The following is a 15,151-nucleotide window of genomic DNA, read 5'->3' as shown; positions in this document are numbered from 1 at the left end:
CCGGCGAGCGGCACGGACTGAAGGCCCGTGCGGCACCCACAGGGGTGGCGCACGGGCCTCGTGCGTCAGGGCAGCCCGTCGCGCAGGTCCCGCAAGGCGTCGGCCAACTCCGCGATGCGCCGGGCCAGTTCGGCGGCATCGGGGACGGCGGGTGCGGCGGGCGCTCCGGGGCCGGCGTCTGCGTCCGCGTCCTTCGGCCCCGGCCCGTCCTGGGTTTCCGGCCGGTCCTGGGTTTCCGGCCGGTCCTCGGTCTCCGGTCCGTCCGTGGCGCCCGGCGGGCGCTGTGCGAGGTGGCGTTCCACGGCCTCCAGGCGCCGCGCGAACTCGCCCAGCCTGTCGCGTTCCCCGGCCAGCAGCCGCTGCAACTGCTGGTTCTTGCGGTGCAGTTCGAGGAAGACGGACACCTTCGAGCGCAGCATCCACGGGTCGAACGGCTTGGTGACGTAGTCCGCCGCGCCCGTCGCATAGCCCCGGAAGGCATAGCCCGCCTCGGACGCCGACTCCGCCCCGGTCAGAAAGATGATCGGCACGTCACGTGTCTGGTCGAGGCGTTTGATGTGGCTCGCCGTCTCGAAGCCGTCCATGCCGGGCATCAGCACATCCAGCAGGATGACGGCGAAGTCCTGCCGCAGCAGCGCCTTCATGGCCTCCTCGCCGGACATCGCCCGTACCAGCGGCACGTCCAGCGTGCCGAGGACGGCTTCGAGTGCCAGCAGATTGTCCTCGCGGTCGTCGACCATGAGAACGCCCGCCTCCTCGGGCGGGTCCGCGTACGACGGGCGCGGTATGCGGGGTTCGTCCTGCCGGGGTGTCATCACAGCCCCTCCGTACTTGAGACCGGCGGTCTCTCCAGCAGCGTGCCGACTCCGGCTACGGAGCCCGTCCAGATGCGCCGGCCGGTGCTCGCAGCCGGTGGTGCGCCGAGGGGCCGAGGGCGGGTGACGCAGGCGGCCGACCCCGGCGTCGTGGTGCGCTCGCAGGTGAGGGCGCGCGGGGAGCGCGCGGCTCCCGTCGCACGGAACACACGAGGCGGGCGGGCGTACGCCCCCGCGCTCGCCCCGAACTCCGGGGCGCTTACCGGAAGTCGGGATACTTCACCACTCATGGCAGTGCCGCCTCATCGGTTTCGTCACCCGGCGCATATGGATCAGCTCAGTCTGTCACCCTTGCGATAATCCTGTGGGGAGTAGTCGTAGAAGTGGTGGGGGCAGGCACTGTGGGGACGTCGACGACGCGGTGGGGGGACCTCCGCGAGGCGGGGGACGAGACCGCCGGAGAGGACGACGGCGCGGACCGTCGTGCGTCCGTTTCGGCCGGTGCCCCGGTGGGCGACGCGGGCCCGGCCGGAAGCGCCGGTGCCGCCGAACACGCCCTCGTACGGGCGTCGTTGGCGGGAAACGCCCAGGCGCCCTCCGCGGCACGCGAGTTCGTACGTACGGCACTGCGCGGCTGGGAGGTCCCGCATGGCCCGGCGGACGATGTGACGCTGCTGGCAAGCGAGTTGGTGACGAACGCGGTCGTGCACGCGGGCACCTCGGTAGGGCTGGAGTGCCGCCGCTCGGAGGGCGCGGTCGTCGTCGAGGTCGCGGACGGGCACCCCACGAGGCCCGTCGAGTCCGGTACTGCGGGCGACGGCGGGAGCGGTGCCGTCGACGGCGGCGCGGGCGGCCGGGGCCACGACGAGGAGCACGGCGGCGCCCGGGGCCGTCAGGGGCACGGTCTGCGGCTGGTGGCGGCGCTCGCCGACGAGTGGGGCGTGACCTACCGGCGCTACGGCAAGACCGTCTGGTTCCGCCTGGCGACCGGACCCGAGGCGACCGGCCCCGAGGAGATCGTGCTCGGAGCGCCGCCCGTCGTCGCGGACTCCGGTGCGGACGCGGCGAGTTCGCCCACCGGGACCGCGGCGCCCGCGGACCCGGCCACCCGGCAGGCGCGGGAGCACGCGCAGCACGAGCGCGACCCCGTGTCGCCCCGGCCGCCGGGGACCGGCCCCCGCGGCAGCCTCACCGGGAGCCTCGCGCCGACCGCGCAGCGCCCGGCGCCCGGCATACGCCGCCACGACCCCGACTGGATCGACCACGGCATCCTCTCCTTCCTCGCCGAGGCGTCCGATCTGCTCGCCGGACAGACCGACGAGGACCGAGTCGCCTCCCTGGCCTGCCAGTTGCTGGTGCCGCGCTTCGCCGACTGGTGTGCCGTATGGCTCGCCGACGCGGACGCCGCCGAGCCGATGCGGCTGTCGCGCGTATGGCACACACAGGAGGAGCGGACCGACGAGCTGCGCGCCGAGCTGAGGAGGACCCCGCCGGAGCTGGAAGGCCGCGTACCGCGCGGCAAGGCCGTCCCCTGGGCCTGGCCCGGCAGGGCGTCCGCGTACGGGCCGGGCGGCGCGGCCGTCGGCTGCCGCCTCGTCGTCGGTGAGCGGACCGTCGGCACGCTCGTCATCGGACGGGCCGGACTCATCCGCATCCCCGGCGAAGTCGTCGGCATCGTCGAGGACTTCGCCCGCCGGGTCGCCCAGGCGGTGCTCTCCGCGCGCCGCTACACGCGTCAGGCCACCATCAGCCGCGTGCTTCAGCGCGGGCTGCTGCCGTCCGGCGACGTCGCCGTGCCCGGGGTGGAGTCCGCCGTCGTCTACGAGCCCGCGGGTGAGGGCTCCTGGGCGGGCGGCGACTTCTACGACTTCTTCGAAGGGACCGGCGGGCGCTGGCGGTTCGCGCTCGGAGACGTGTGCGGCAACGGCCCCGAGGCGGCCGTCGTGACCGGTCTCGCCCGCCCCGTGCTGCGGTTGCTGGCCCGGGAGGGCTACAGCGTCCCCGAGGTCATGGACCGGCTCAACCGCGAAGTGGGGGAGCAGACCCGCTTTCTGTCCATGATCTACGGCGAGTTGACGCCGCGACCCGCCTCCGAGGGCGGCGGCAGCATGTGCACTCTGGTATGCGCCGGTCATCCGCTGCCGCTGGTGCGTGACGCCGCCGGCAAGGTACGGGCCGCCGCGGAGCCCCAACTCCTCCTGGGCGTCGAGGAGGACGTCTCCTACGAGAGCCAGAGCGTCGTACTGGAGCCCGGCGAGACGCTGCTTTGCGTTACGGACGGTGTCACCGAACGCCGCTGCGGGGAGCGGCAGTTCGACGACGACGACGGCCTGGCGGCGGTGTTCGGCGACTGCGGCGGACTCGACGCGGCACAGACGGCGGAGAAGATCCGCCGCACCGTCCACGAGTTCGGCGACGGCGCGGCGGCCGACGATCTGGCGCTCCTCGTGCTCCGCGCGAAGCCGGACTGACCGCCGGGCCGCGGTCCCAGGTCTCCGATCGCCGACCTGCCCCTGCCGGGCGGCAGTTCGACCCGGGCGGCTGTTCAACCGGGCCGCAGTTCAACATCCCGGTCGTGTACGGGACGGCGAGGCGGCCGTGCCGCGCGGACCCGGTGCCGCGTGTGCCCCGGGCCCGGGCCCCGCCGCCACCGGCTCCCGCTCAGTCGACCAGGTCCCGTACCACCGCGTCGGCCAGCAGCCTTCCGCGCAGCGTCAGCACCGCGCGTCCCTCCTCGTAGGGACCGGGCTCCAGCAGACCGTCGTCGAGTGCGCGCCTGGCCGCGGCCCTGCCCACGGGGGTCAGCACAGCGAGCGGGCATCCCGCCGCGAGGCGCAGTTCCAGCAGGATGCGTTCGACGCGGCGGTCCTCCGCCGCCAGCACCTCGCGCCCGGCGCCGGGGGAGCGGCCCTCGGCGAGGGCCTGGGCGTAGGCGGCCGGATGCTTCACGTTCCACCAGCGGACGCCTCCCACGTGGGAGTGCGCACCGGGCCCCGCGCCCCACCAGTCGGCTCCCGTCCAGTACAGCTCGTTGTGGCGGCAGCGGGCCGAACCGTCCGACGCGGACGCCCAGTTGGAGACCTCGTACCAGTCCATGCCCGCCGCCGTGAGCAGTTCGTCGGCGATGACATAGCGGTCCGCGTGCACGTCGTCGTCCGTAGGGGGCACCTCGCCGCGGCGGATGCGGCGGGCGAGCCGTGTGCCGTCCTCGACGATGAGGGCGTAGGCGGAGATGTGGTCCGGTCCCGCCGCGATCGCCGCCTGTAGGGATGCGCGCCAGTCGTCGTCGCTCTCGCCCGGCGTGCCGTAGATCAGATCGAGGTTGACGTGGGCGAAGCCCGCGGCGCGGGCCTGAGCCACGCAGGCCTCGGGCCGCCCGGGGGTGTGGTTGCGGTCCAGTACGCGCAGTACGTGCGGTCGTGCGCTCTGCATCCCGAAGGAGATCCGGTTGAAGCCCGCCTCGCGCAGCCGCTCCAGATAACGCCCGTCGACGGACTCGGGGTTGGCCTCCGTCGTCACCTCGGCGTCCTTCGCGAGCCCGAACTCGTCGCGTACGGCCGCGAGCATCGAGCCGAGGTCCTCGGGCGGCAGCAGCGTGGGGGTGCCGCCGCCGACGAAGACCGTGGCGGCGCTGCGCGGGTCGTCGCCGAGCACCTTGCGGGCGAGGCGGATCTCGTCGGCGAGCGTGCCCGCGTAGTTCTCCCGCGAGGCGAGCACCCCGCCGGAGCCGCGCAGCTCGTCGGAGGTGTAGGTGTTGAAGTCGCAGTAGCCGCAGCGGGTCGCGCAGTAGGGCACATGCAGATAGAAGCCGAGCGGGCGCGAGTCACGGCCCGTGAGGGCGTCGGGCGGCAGCGAGCCGCTTTCGGGCACGGGATCGCCGTCGGGCAGTGCGGAGGGCATGCGTCCCATTGTCCGCGATGCGGGACGTCACCCCCTGGGGCGCCCTACGAGAACCCCACCGTCACATGGTCGATGAGCTGTTCCACCCGGCCCAGCAGCTCCGGCTCCAGATCCCGGTAGTCGCGTACGCGGCCCAGGATCCGCTGCCATGCCGCGCCGGTGTTCTCCGGCCAGCCCAGCGCCCGGCACACGCCCGTCTTCCAGTCCTGGCCGTGCGGCACCCGCGGCCAGGCGGCGATCCCCACCGACGAGGGCTTCACGGCCTCCCAGACGTCGACGTAGGGATGGCCGACGACCAGCACGTGCTCATCGGTGACCTCGGCCGCGATACGGGACTCCTTCGAACCCGGCACCAGATGGTCGACGAGCACCCCGAGCCGGGCGTCCGGGCCGGGACGGAAGTCCGCGACGACGGCGGGCAGGTCGTCCACGCCCTCCAGATACTCCACGACCACGCCCTCGACGCGCAGATCGTCGCCCCAGACCTTCTCCACGAGTTCGGCGTCATGGCGGCCCTCCACATAGATGCGGCCCGCGCGTGCCACCCGCGCCCTCGCTCCCGGGACGGCGATGGAACCGGAAGCCGTCCGCTGCGGCGCCGCCCCGCTCGCCGCACCGGCCGCCCCCTGCGAGGGCCGTACGAGCGTGACCGTCCTCCCCTCCAGCAGGAAACCGCCCGGCCCCATGGGGAAGACGCGGTGCTTGCCGAACCGGTCCTCCAGGGTGACCGTGGGGCCCTCCGCGGTCTTCTCCGTACGGATGACGGCCCCGCAGAAGCCGGTGGTGATCTCCTCCACCACCAGATCGGGGTCGGCGGGCACCTCGGGCACCGGCCGCCGCCGCTTCCACGGCGGGGTCAGATCGGGGTCGTAAGAGCGGCTGCGCATGGCGGCATTCTTCACGACCCTCCGAACCGGCGTGCCAGGACGTCCCGTTGGGCACGTACGAAGTCCGCACCGACGACGGCCCCGTGGCCCGGCACATACAGCGCGTCCTCGCCGCCGAGCGCCAGCAGCCGGTCCAGTGCGCCCGGCCAGTGCGACGGGCTCGCGTCCGGGCCCGCCTGCGGCTCCCCCGACTCCTCGACGAGATCGCCGCAGAAGACGACCCGCCTCCGCACGGCCGTGCCCGCGCCGCCCCCGCCGATACGGTCCTCACGTTCTTCACGGTCCTCGCCCGCACGGCCCTCGTCGACGTCGACGATCACGGCCATGTCGTAGGGGCTGTGCGCCGGGCCCATGTTCACCAGCCGCACCGTGCGCTCGCCGGACGCCGCCGTGAGCCGCCCGGTCACGCCGTGGTGCGGCGGCACGAGCCGCGCCGACGCCTCCGCCGCCGGGCCTTTGGCCATCCCGTGCCGCACCGCGTCCAGCCGCAACTCCTCGCGCCCGTCCCCGAGATGACCGGCCAGGCCCTCCGCCCCGTACACCTCGGCGCCGTCGAAGGCAGCGGTGCCGAGTACATGGTCGAAGTGGGAGTGGGTGAGTGCGACATGTGTCACGGGGCGCCCGAAGAGGGCCGCCAGATCGTCGCGGACACGGGCGCCTTCCGCGACGCCCGAACCGGTGTCGACGACCAGCACCCCGGTCCCGATGTCGACCCCGCCCACCGTGGCGTCCCAGCGGGGCAGCCTGCGCCGCGTGATGCCGGGCGCCAACTCCTCCCACCGGTCCCCGCCGTCTCCCTCACCGAGCACCTCTTCGTGTGCTTCCCCGTGTACGTCCCCGCTCCCGGCCATGCGAAGACGTTACTGGGACGTACCGCCGCATCGCGCCCCCGCGATACCGTCGGTACCTACGGCTCTTGCCCACGCCACGGCAACCGGCCGTACACTTAGCCGGAGGTTCTGGCACTCCATCGGCGAGAGTGCCAGGGAGTCGGGACGACGGGGACGACGGGGAAGTCACAGTCGCCGGCGCCCCCTTGAAGCAGTCGCAGACACGGGCAGCCGAAGCCGGACGGGAGGTGCGCGATGCTGAGTGAACGCAGACTCGAAGTGCTGCGCGCGATCGTCCAGGACTACGTGGGCACCGAGGAGCCCGTCGGCTCCAAGGCGCTCACGGAGCGGCACAACCTCCAGGTCTCCCCGGCCACGGTGCGCAACGACATGGCCGCGCTGGAGGACGAGGGCTATATCGCGCAGCCGCACACCAGCGCCGGGCGCATCCCCACCGACAAGGGCTACCGCCTCTTCGTGGACAAGCTGGCGGGCGTCAAGCCGCTGTCGCCCCCCGAGCGCCGCGCGATCCAGAACTTCCTGGAGGGCGCGGTCGACCTGGACGACGTCGTGGGGCGCACGGTGCGGCTGCTGGCGCAGCTCACCCGCCAGGTCGCCGTCGTGCAGTACCCCTCGCTGACGCGGTCGACGGTGCGCCACGTGGAGCTGCTCTCCCTCGCGCCCGCCCGTCTGATGCTGGTGCTGATCACCGACACCGGGCGGGTCGAGCAGCGGCTGATCGACTGCCAGTCGCCCATCGGGGACTCCGCGCTGGCCGATCTGCGCGCCCGGCTCAACAGCCGTGTGGTGGGCGAGCGCTTCACCGAGGTGCCCTCGCTCGTGCAGGACCTGCCGGACGCCTTCGAGGGCGACGACCGCGGCACGGTCTCGACGGTGCTGGCCACCCTGCTGGAGACCCTCGTCGAGGAGACCGAGGAGCGCCTGATCATCGGCGGCACCTCCAACCTCACCCGCTTCGGGCACGACTTCCCGCTCACCATCCGCCCCGTGCTGGAGGCGCTGGAGGAGCAGGTCGTGCTGCTGAAGCTGCTCGGGGAAGCGAAGGACCCCGGCATGACCGTACGGATCGGGCATGAGAACGCCCACGAAGGACTGAGTTCCACATCGGTGGTTTCGGTCGGCTACGGTTCGGGCGACGAAGCAGTCGCCAAGCTCGGCGTGGTCGGACCGACCCGCATGGACTACCCCGGAACGATGGGAGCGGTACGCGCAGTGGCACGGTACGTCGGACAGATCCTCGCGGAGTCGTAAGTGGCGACGGACTACTACGCGGTCCTCGGCGTGCAGCGCGACGCCTCGCAGGACGACATCAAGAAGGCCTTCCGCAGGCTTGCGCGCGAGCTGCACCCTGACGTCAACCCCGACCCGAAGACGCAGGAGCGGTTCAAGGAGATCAACACCGCCTACGAGATCCTCTCCGACCCGCAGAAGAAGCAGGTCTACGACCTCGGCGGCGACCCGGCGGCCGGTGCCGCGGGCGGAGGCGGCGGCTTCGGCGGCGCGGGCGGCTTCGGCAACTTCTCCGACATCATGGACGCCTTCTTCGGCACCGCCTCGCAGCGCGGGCCGAGGTCCCGTACGCGCCGCGGCCAGGACGCCATGATCCGGCTCGACATCGAGCTGAACGAGTCCGCGTTCGGCACGACCAAGGACATCCAGGTCGACACGGCCATCGTCTGCAACACCTGCAACGGCGAGGGCGCAGCCCCCGGCACCTCCGCGCAGACCTGCGACATGTGCCGCGGCAGGGGAGAGGTCTCCCAGGTCACGCGCTCCTTCCTGGGGCAGGTCATGACGTCGCGGCCCTGCCCGCAGTGCCAGGGCTTCGGCACGGTCGTGCCCACGCCCTGCCCGGAGTGCGCGGGCGACGGACGCGTCCGCTCCCGCCGCAGCCTCACGGTGAAGATCCCCGCCGGCGTCGACAACGGCACCCGCATCCAGCTCGCGGGAGAGGGCGAGGTCGGCCCGGGAGGCGGCCCCGCCGGCGATCTCTACGTCGAGATCCACGAGACGGCGCACCCCGTCTTCCAGCGCCGCGGCGACGATCTGCACTGCACGGTCACGATCCCGATGACGGCCGCCGCCCTCGGCACGAAGGTGCCGCTGGAGACCCTGGACGGCATGGAGGAGGTCGACATCAGACCCGGGACCCAGTCCGGGCAGTCGATCCCGCTGCACGAGCGCGGCGTCACGCATCTGCGGGGCGGCGGGCGCGGCCAGTTGATCGTCCACGTAGAGGTGACGACACCGTCGAATCTGGAGCCGGAGCAGGAGGAGTTGCTGCGGCGGCTGGCGGAGATGCGGGGCGAGGAGCGGCCGACGGGCCAGTTCCAGCCCGGTCAGCAGGGGCTGTTCTCCCGGCTGAAGGACGCGTTCAACGGGCGCTGAGACGACGGGCGTCGACCGGGGCCGCCGATTCACACGCCGCTGGTCCCGATCGACGGGGCCGCTCCACCGGACGACCCGGCCCACCGGATGACCCGGCCACCGGGCCCGTCACCGAACCCGCACCGAACCGGCACCGGAATCACCCGAGTCGCCGGGTCCGGCGGGGCCTTTGGCTCAACGGCCTTGCGGGGCCGAGGAGTTCACGGCACCGGCAGTCGTACCGGCGGTACCCGCACTCGTACCCTCAGCCGTACTTCCCGCGCTCGTACTCGCCGGGCCGCTGCCGCACCGGCCCCCGGCCGGTCGAACGGATGCCGGTCGACCGGTGCCGGTCGAACGGATGCAGAGCCCATCGAGTCCGTGACATCCGTCATGTCCTTCGATCCGCTCTCCTGACCCCGTCCGTCCCGGTCCCGTCCGCCCCAGAGCCGGTCCGGACCCTGGCGCCCGTACGCCGCGTGACAGGATGTGCACATGCCCTCGTCGCCGATCCCGCTCCCCGAACTGACGGAGCACCCGATTGTGCAGGCCCCCATGGCGGGCGGGCCTTCGTGCCCGGAGCTGGCCGGTGCCGTGAGCGAAGCGGGCGGCCTGGGCTTCCTCGCCGCGGGCTACAAGACGCCCGAGGCGATGTACGAGGAGATCAAGCGGCTGCGTGGCCAGACCCAACGCCCCTTCGGCGTCAATCTGTTCATGCCGCAGCCTGACAACGCCGACTCCGGCGCCGTGGAGCGCTACCGCGCCCAGCTCGCGGGCGAGGCGATGTGGTACGAGACGGAGCTGGGCGAGACCGACCACACCACCGACGACGCCTACGAGGCCAAGCTCGCCATACTCTTCGACGATCCCGTGCCGCTTGTGTCGTTCACCTTCGGATGCCCGACCCGGCATGTGCTGGAGCGGTTCACCAAGCGCGGCACACTCACCGTCGTCACCGTCACCTCCGTCTCCGAGGCGCTGCTCGCGGAGCAGTCGGGGGCGGACGCGGTGTGCGTGCAGGGCATCGAAGCCGGCGGTCACCAGAGCACTCACCGCGACGATCCGCAGGCCGACGGCACCAGCAGCGGTCTCGCGCTGCTGCCGCTGCTGACGCAGGTCAAGGAGGCGGTGCGGCTGCCGGTGATCGCCGCGGGCGGGATGATGCGCGGCAAGCAGATCGCGGCGGTGCTGGCGGCGGGCGCCAGCGCGGCGCAGTTGGGCACGGCGTTCCTGGTGTGCCCCGAGTCGGGGGCCGACCTGCTGCACAAGCAGGCGATGACCAACCCCCTGTTCGCGCGTACGGAGTTGACGCGCGCCTTCACGGGCCGCCCCGGGCGTGCGCTCGTCAACCGTTTCCTGCGCGAGCACGGGCCTTACGCTCCCGCCGCGTACCCACAGGTGCACCATCTGACCGCCGGGGTACGCAAGGCGGCGGCCAAGGCCAAGGACTGGCAGGGCATGGCGCTGTGGGCGGGGCAGGGCCACCGTCTCGCCCGTGATCTGCCCGCAGCGCAGCTCATGGACGTGCTGGTCACGGAGTTGGCGATGGCACGGGAGAGGCTCGCGAAGTTCACGGGACCCGGTACGGGCGGCGACATCGGCACGGGCGGAGGCGGTGCGGCGAGCGGCGCCGGAGCCGCCTCCGGAGCCGGGCACGGGAGCGCTGCCGACCCGTCGGGCGGCGCGGGCGGCTCCGCATGACCGCTCCCGTCTTCCTGGCGGACACCGGTCAACTCGCGGACGCGGTACGCGAACACGGCGACTCCGACGGCAGGGACGGCGACTCCGGCGGCAGGGACGGCGGCCGCGACGGGCGGGAGGGCCCCGGCGGCCATGGCACCGTCGTGCTCGAAGGCCCCGAGGGGCGCCACGCCGTCTCGGTACGGAGACTGCGACCGGGCGAGGACGTCGTGCTCACGGACGGCGCGGGCACGGGCGCGTACGGCACGGTGCGGGCCGTCTCCGGCAAGGACCGCCTGGAGGTCGCCGTCACCTCCGTACTCACCGAGCCCGAGCCGCGGCCCCGCATCACCGTCGTACAGGCGCTGCCGAAGGGCGACCGGGGCGAACTCGCCGTGGAGACCATGACGGAGACCGGCGCCGATGTCATCGTGCCCTGGGCGGCGGCCCGTTGTGTGACGCAGTGGAGAGGCGAGCGCGGTCAGAAGTCGCTCGCCAAGTGGCGCTCGACGGCGCGGGAGGCGGGTAAGCAGTCGCGGCGGCTGCGTTTCCCCGAGGTCGCGCCGCTCGCTTCCACGGCGGACGTCGCCGAGTTGCTGAGAGACGCGCACCTGGGCGTCGTACTCCACGAGGAGGGCGAACTGCCGCTGGCCACCGCCCGACTCCCGCGCGACGGCGGCATCGTGGCCGTCGTCGGACCTGAAGGCGGCGTCTCCCCGCAGGAGTCGGAGATCTTCACCGATGCCGGTGCGCGGTTGTGCAGGCTGGGGCCCAGCGTGCTGCGTACGTCCACGGCCGGTACGGCGGCGACGGCGCTGCTGCTGGGGCGTACGGGCCGCTGGGACTGAGACGCGGCGCAGGCGCCGGCCGCTGATCCGCTCCGGCCGGAGCGCGGGCGGCACGGGGCTGCGGCGTCCAGCCTTCGGAACGCGGACGGCTCAGTCGGTGCCCGGCGGTTGTGCGCGTGTGTTCGTGGCTGAGGGCTGTGCCGCACCGCTGCCCGCCAGCTCGGAGAAGAGCGCTTCATCGCCCTCGGTGATCCGCCGGGCGAGGGCGGACAGTTGCTCGCGATGGGCCCGTGCGTGGTCCCGGAGCGTCGTGAACGCCTCGTCCATCGGAATATCGAGCCGCGCCGACAGCATCCCCTTGGCCTGCTCGATCGTGGTCCTGCTGGTCAGGGCGTTCTGTAGCTGGCTTGCGAGGATCTCGCTCTCCCGGAGACTGCGCTGGGAGAGGATGCTGATGGTGGAGACGTCCGCGAGCGCCTGACCGACGTGCATGTCGGTGTCGCTCAGCGTCCGGCGCTCTCGGTGGAAGAGGTTCAGGACGCCGATGACCTCGCCGCGCAGACGCAGCGGAAGTGCGTGGAGCGAGGCGAAGCCGACCTCGCGGGCGGCCTCGTCGAGGCGCGGCCAGCGTGCGCTCTCGAGATCGGCGTTGATGACCGGCTCTCCGCTGCGGAAGCAGTCCGCGCTGGGTCCGGCCTCGGTCTGGCACTCGAACAGGTCCAGGAGGCGCGCGTGTTCCGAGGAGGCCGCGGCCGACCGCAGCCGGCCGTGGTGGTCACCGAGCATGATTCCGGCAGCATGCACGTCGAGCAGTTCCACACAGCGGTGGGCCAGGGTGTGCAGGAAATCTATGACGTCGAAGTCGTCGACGAGAGTGTCGGCCAACTCCACGAACACCGCGGCCAGTTGTTGCTCGCGCATCATGCGTCTTCCTCCATTGCACGCCCGGCTCGCCGGGTGGTGAAGCTGTCGTCGTCCGTACGCCGGGGTGAGTCGGGGTTCGTCATGGGCTGTCCGTGAGATCCAGTCTGTGCGCCACGACGTCCGCAGCGACCTCGTCGATGGGACGGTTGCTGCCGAAGGCGTGGCCACGCAGCCGGACGAGTGCCTCGTCGAGGCTGATGCCCAGTTGTACCGCGAGCATCCCGGTCGCCTGGTGCACCGTGTTACGCAGGACGACGAACTCGCCGTCGACGAACAGCCGTAGCAGACGCGAGGTCAGGGCGTCGGTGAGGACCAGTGCGTCACGGATCTGAGTGTTGCTCATCGAGCCCGGCGAGTCACGGTGCAGCAGCAGCACCCCGAGGCCGATCGCCCCGATCCGCAGCGGGAACGCGAACAGTGCGCACACCCCGAGTTCGGCGGCGGCACCGGCGAAGGCCGGCCAGCGGGCGTCCGGCGTCTCGGCCAGGTCTGGTTCGAGCACCAGGACGCCGTGCCGTGCGGCGTCCACGGAGGGGCCCTCTCCCAGCGTCAACTGGAGGTCCTGCAAGGCCTTGTCGGTCGCCCCGGCGGACCAGAAGCTCTCGGTGGTCCCCGCCGAGGTGGTCAGGACCGCGCCAAGGCCGCTGACGCCTGCCACGGTCGCGGCCCTGTCGGCGAGCGCACTGGTCAGGTCGCTGTTCGAGGTGATGCGCGCAATGACTGCCGCCATGGGCTCACTGGTCACTGTCGCTCGTCTCTTGCCGGTCTGGTTGAGCGTCCGGGCCTTCGCGGTGGGCCTGCGAGGGCTTGCCGGGCAACAGTACCCGCGTGATGCGCTTCCTCATCCGTCGCGTCCTGGTGTCCTGCTGTCCTGGTGTCGGTCGCCTTGGCCGTCGGTAGGCGGGGCGGGCGGGCGATCCGTGAGAATCGCCCCAGCGTAGACCGCCGAAGCATCAGCGGCCGGAGTATGTCTCCGAATAGGAAGCACATCAGGCGGAAATAAGCAAGAGGGCAGTGGTCAGGCTGTACCGGGCAGGAGCCCGGCGGATACGATGCCGCTTACCGTCCCGGACCCCGACGGCTTTCACACCAGCCCTCGTGACGCAAGTGCCGGCATGGCACGGCCCGGCAGTGCGCGTCCGACCTCGGTCCCCGGCGACGGGCACGGGGCCTGCGCGGACCGGTCGTTCGCACCGATGCCTGCGGCATTGCGGCCGCTACGCCCCGGAGTGCCGGAAATCCCGCACCAGGATCGCGTATCGAGGCCGCCCTGCGGTCTACGGCCCGGACTCCCGCGGTTCCACCCGCCGAAGAGCAGCCGGCACACGCAGGCCGCGTCGCCTAACTGTCCGTGACCGCTCATGTGCCGTGAGGTTTCCTCATGGCCTCGAAGGCCGGGAGACGCAGGTCAGATGAGGATGCGACAACCATGACCGCAATCAGCGAAGAACCGCACGACGGGGCGGCCGACGGCGGGCGGCGTCCCCAAGGCGCAGGCGTGGAGGACCGGTTGGGAGTCTTCCTGCGGCTGTCCTCGGAACTGTCGGTGCCGATCACGGCCCGCTTCGCCTACCGCTCGAACGACCCCTACGCCGTACACGTCGTCTTCGACATGGGCTTAGGGGAACCGGTGAGCTGGGTCTTCGCCCGCGAACTGCTCACCGCGGGGATGGACGGGCCGGTGGGTGAGGGCGACGTGCTGGTGTGGCCGGTCCATGAACGCGCGGTGTGCTGCCTCTCCCTGGCACCACGGGACGGCCACGCACTGGTGGAGATGCCGGCCGGTGCCCTCGCGGGATGGCTGAAGCGCACCCGCCGGCTCGTCCCGATCGGGAGCGAGGAGAACTTCCTCGACGTCGAGGCGCTGTCGCAGCACCTGCTGTACGGAACGGGGCCCGACGGATGACACGGGCCCACGGCCGGGCCCGTGCCACGGCATCTGGAAGACCTCTGCGGGAGGGCCTGGTTCGCCCGGCGGAGGTCAGTACCGGCCGGATGCGGCTCGCTTCCGGTCGTACCGCCTGATGGTGAGGACACGGATGGTGATGACCGCGGAGGCGATCACGACGAAGAGGACGCCGTGGACGACGAGCGGGTCCAAGCCCCTCACGCCCCGAAGGAGCGGGCCGGTGCGGTGAGACCCTGCCGGGCGGCCACGGCGTGGCTGACAACGGCGTGGCTGACAACGGAGTTGACGGCCATGGCCGAGGGCGCGGGCACGGTACCGCCTTCCGGCTCCCACTCCTCTTCCCGGGCGCGCCGGCTGCTCTCCTCCGACTGGGCGGCTTCGTCCGCGGCGATGATCGCGCTCGCGCTCATGTGCACTGCGCTGTCCGTAGCGGCGGCCATGAGACGGGCGGCCGCGGCGGCGGCCGTCCGGGGCGGCATCACCAGCAGGTCCCAGCGGCCGACGCGGTAGGAGCGCAGCAGAAGCTGATGCCGGTCCTGCTCGGTGGTGAACCACCCGGCCTTGACCACATGCCCGTTGACGGGAATCTTGCGCGGTACGACCGGCCAGTGCGTGGGGTTCACTGCGATACGCGTGATGCGCCCCCACAGGGGGTCCAGCACATCGGTGAGGGCGGGGAGTTCACGCAGGAGATCGCGGGAGTGGGGCCACCACGCTCCGTCCAGGAGACCTGCGGGGGCGCCTTCGGGCTTCAACGCCAGGCGCAACGGCGGCGGGGAGAAGGGTTCGTGGATCATCAGTGCGCGGTCTGCGGTCACGCTCATGACGTGCGCCTGCCTCCGGGCGGTGACGCGGCCCGGTGTCGTCGATCGCCGGGAACGGTGTCCGCACAGGAAGCGGCACACGGAGAACTCCCGGTATGTCGACGGTACTCCGCGACGTCCGCCGGCGGGGACGGCCACCGGCCGGACGGCACCGCGCAGGCGTCTTCATCCGGCGCACCGGCGATCCGTACGGAACAGCGCACGGG

At 72.2% G+C, this 15,151-nt stretch carries 14 protein-coding genes; 6 read left to right on the top strand and 8 right to left on the bottom strand.

Annotated features, from left to right (window positions below; genetic code table 11):
- Positions 1–65 precede the first annotated feature (65 nt).
- On the bottom strand, positions 66–740 hold the full coding sequence (locus MMA15_RS07305) for a response regulator (protein ID WP_241063061.1): 675 nt from the start codon (positions 738–740) through the stop codon (positions 66–68).
- A gap of 461 nt (positions 741–1,201) precedes the next feature.
- Here MMA15_RS07305 and MMA15_RS07300 point away from each other — a divergent pair, with 461 nt between their 5' ends.
- Positions 1,202–3,286, top strand: a complete 2,085-nt coding sequence (locus tag MMA15_RS07300) for a SpoIIE family protein phosphatase (RefSeq protein ID WP_372498201.1) — start codon at positions 1,202–1,204, stop codon at positions 3,284–3,286.
- A 190-nt stretch (positions 3,287–3,476) separates the two neighbouring features.
- Here the strand turns inward: MMA15_RS07300 and hemW are convergent, their stop codons facing one another.
- From hemW to MMA15_RS07285, 3 genes are read right to left on the bottom strand one after another with little or no spacing between them, the layout of a single operon-like run.
- Positions 3,477–4,715, bottom strand: coding sequence for a radical SAM family heme chaperone HemW (gene hemW / locus MMA15_RS07295; RefSeq protein WP_241058286.1), 1,239 nt, complete (start codon positions 4,713–4,715; stop codon positions 3,477–3,479).
- A gap of 44 nt (positions 4,716–4,759) precedes the next feature.
- The gene (locus tag MMA15_RS07290) at positions 4,760–5,602 is read right to left on the bottom strand and encodes a DUF3097 domain-containing protein (protein ID WP_241058285.1); all 843 of its coding nucleotides are present in this window, start codon (positions 5,600–5,602) and stop codon (positions 4,760–4,762) included.
- A gap of 11 nt (positions 5,603–5,613) precedes the next feature.
- Positions 5,614–6,453, bottom strand: a complete 840-nt coding sequence (locus MMA15_RS07285; protein ID WP_241058283.1) for an MBL fold metallo-hydrolase — start codon at positions 6,451–6,453, stop codon at positions 5,614–5,616.
- A gap of 234 nt (positions 6,454–6,687) precedes the next feature.
- Here MMA15_RS07285 and hrcA point away from each other — a divergent pair, with 234 nt between their 5' ends.
- The 4 genes from hrcA (at position 6,688) to MMA15_RS07265 (ending at position 11,348) form a co-directional block, all read left to right on the top strand.
- Entirely contained in the window at positions 6,688–7,704 is a 1,017-nt protein-coding gene (gene hrcA, locus MMA15_RS07280; protein WP_241058282.1) for a heat-inducible transcriptional repressor HrcA, read from the top strand.
- Positions 7,705–8,841 carry a molecular chaperone DnaJ gene (gene dnaJ / locus MMA15_RS07275; protein ID WP_241058281.1) on the top strand — a complete coding sequence of 379 codons (1,137 nt, stop codon included), beginning with the start codon at positions 7,705–7,707 and terminating at the stop codon, positions 8,839–8,841.
- A 474-nt stretch (positions 8,842–9,315) separates the two neighbouring features.
- Positions 9,316–10,521 (top strand): nitronate monooxygenase, encoded by a 1,206-nt coding sequence (locus MMA15_RS07270; protein ID WP_241058280.1) that lies wholly within the window; start codon positions 9,316–9,318, stop codon positions 10,519–10,521.
- A complete protein-coding gene (locus MMA15_RS07265; RefSeq protein ID WP_241058279.1) occupies positions 10,518–11,348 on the top strand; it encodes a 16S rRNA (uracil(1498)-N(3))-methyltransferase in 831 nt (276 codons plus the stop codon). The genes MMA15_RS07270 and MMA15_RS07265 overlap by 4 nt, the downstream gene beginning before the upstream one ends.
- Before the next feature lie 90 nt (positions 11,349–11,438).
- Here MMA15_RS07265 and MMA15_RS07260 read toward each other — a convergent pair whose 3' ends face one another.
- The gene (locus MMA15_RS07260; protein ID WP_308290518.1) at positions 11,439–12,212 is read right to left on the bottom strand and encodes a GAF and ANTAR domain-containing protein; all 774 of its coding nucleotides are present in this window, start codon (positions 12,210–12,212) and stop codon (positions 11,439–11,441) included.
- 79 nt (positions 12,213–12,291) lie between these two features.
- The gene (locus MMA15_RS07255; protein ID WP_241058278.1) at positions 12,292–12,942 is read right to left on the bottom strand and encodes a GAF and ANTAR domain-containing protein; all 651 of its coding nucleotides are present in this window, start codon (positions 12,940–12,942) and stop codon (positions 12,292–12,294) included.
- A 699-nt stretch (positions 12,943–13,641) separates the two neighbouring features.
- Here MMA15_RS07255 and MMA15_RS07250 point away from each other — a divergent pair.
- Complete coding sequence (locus MMA15_RS07250) at positions 13,642–14,118, top strand: SsgA family sporulation/cell division regulator (RefSeq protein ID WP_241058277.1); 477 nt, start codon at positions 13,642–13,644, stop codon at positions 14,116–14,118.
- Positions 14,119–14,193: 75 nt separating this feature from the next.
- Here MMA15_RS07250 and MMA15_RS27820 read toward each other — a convergent pair whose 3' ends face one another.
- Entirely contained in the window at positions 14,194–14,322 is a 129-nt protein-coding gene (locus tag MMA15_RS27820) for a hypothetical protein (protein ID WP_277400074.1), read from the bottom strand.
- Positions 14,319–14,945 carry a DUF5994 family protein gene (locus MMA15_RS07245; RefSeq protein ID WP_241058275.1) on the bottom strand — a complete coding sequence of 209 codons (627 nt, stop codon included), beginning with the start codon at positions 14,943–14,945 and terminating at the stop codon, positions 14,319–14,321. Before MMA15_RS07245 ends, MMA15_RS27820 begins: the two co-directional genes overlap by 4 nt.
- Between the last annotated feature and the right edge of the window lie 206 nt (positions 14,946–15,151).

This window comes from Streptomyces marispadix (assembly GCF_022524345.1).
GTDB classification, from domain to species: domain Bacteria; phylum Actinomycetota; class Actinomycetes; order Streptomycetales; family Streptomycetaceae; genus Streptomyces; species Streptomyces marispadix.
Note: the sequence above shows the minus strand (reverse complement) of the source record. Positions and strands in the feature narration are given on the sequence as shown.

Excerpts from the sequence above, each read along its gene's own strand:
- MMA15_RS07305 (WP_241063061.1), bottom strand. The coding sequence starts at position 740 with ATGGTCGACGACCGCGAGGACAATCTGCTGGCACTCGAAGCCGTCCTC.
- hemW (WP_241058286.1), bottom strand. The coding sequence starts at position 4,715 with ATGCCCTCCGCACTGCCCGACGGCGATCCCGTGCCCGAAAGCGGCTCG.
- MMA15_RS07290 (WP_241058285.1), bottom strand. The coding sequence starts at position 5,602 with ATGCGCAGCCGCTCTTACGACCCCGATCTGACCCCGCCGTGGAAGCGG.
- MMA15_RS07285 (WP_241058283.1), bottom strand. The coding sequence starts at position 6,453 with ATGGCCGGGAGCGGGGACGTACACGGGGAAGCACACGAAGAGGTGCTC.
- hrcA (WP_241058282.1), top strand. The coding sequence starts at position 6,688 with ATGCTGAGTGAACGCAGACTCGAAGTGCTGCGCGCGATCGTCCAGGAC.
- MMA15_RS07270 (WP_241058280.1), top strand. The coding sequence starts at position 9,316 with ATGCCCTCGTCGCCGATCCCGCTCCCCGAACTGACGGAGCACCCGATT.
- MMA15_RS07265 (WP_241058279.1), top strand. The coding sequence starts at position 10,518 with ATGACCGCTCCCGTCTTCCTGGCGGACACCGGTCAACTCGCGGACGCG.
- MMA15_RS07260 (WP_308290518.1), bottom strand. The coding sequence starts at position 12,212 with ATGATGCGCGAGCAACAACTGGCCGCGGTGTTCGTGGAGTTGGCCGAC.
- MMA15_RS07255 (WP_241058278.1), bottom strand. The coding sequence starts at position 12,942 with ATGGCGGCAGTCATTGCGCGCATCACCTCGAACAGCGACCTGACCAGT.
- MMA15_RS07250 (WP_241058277.1), top strand. The coding sequence starts at position 13,642 with ATGACCGCAATCAGCGAAGAACCGCACGACGGGGCGGCCGACGGCGGG.
- MMA15_RS07245 (WP_241058275.1), bottom strand. The coding sequence starts at position 14,945 with ATGAGCGTGACCGCAGACCGCGCACTGATGATCCACGAACCCTTCTCC.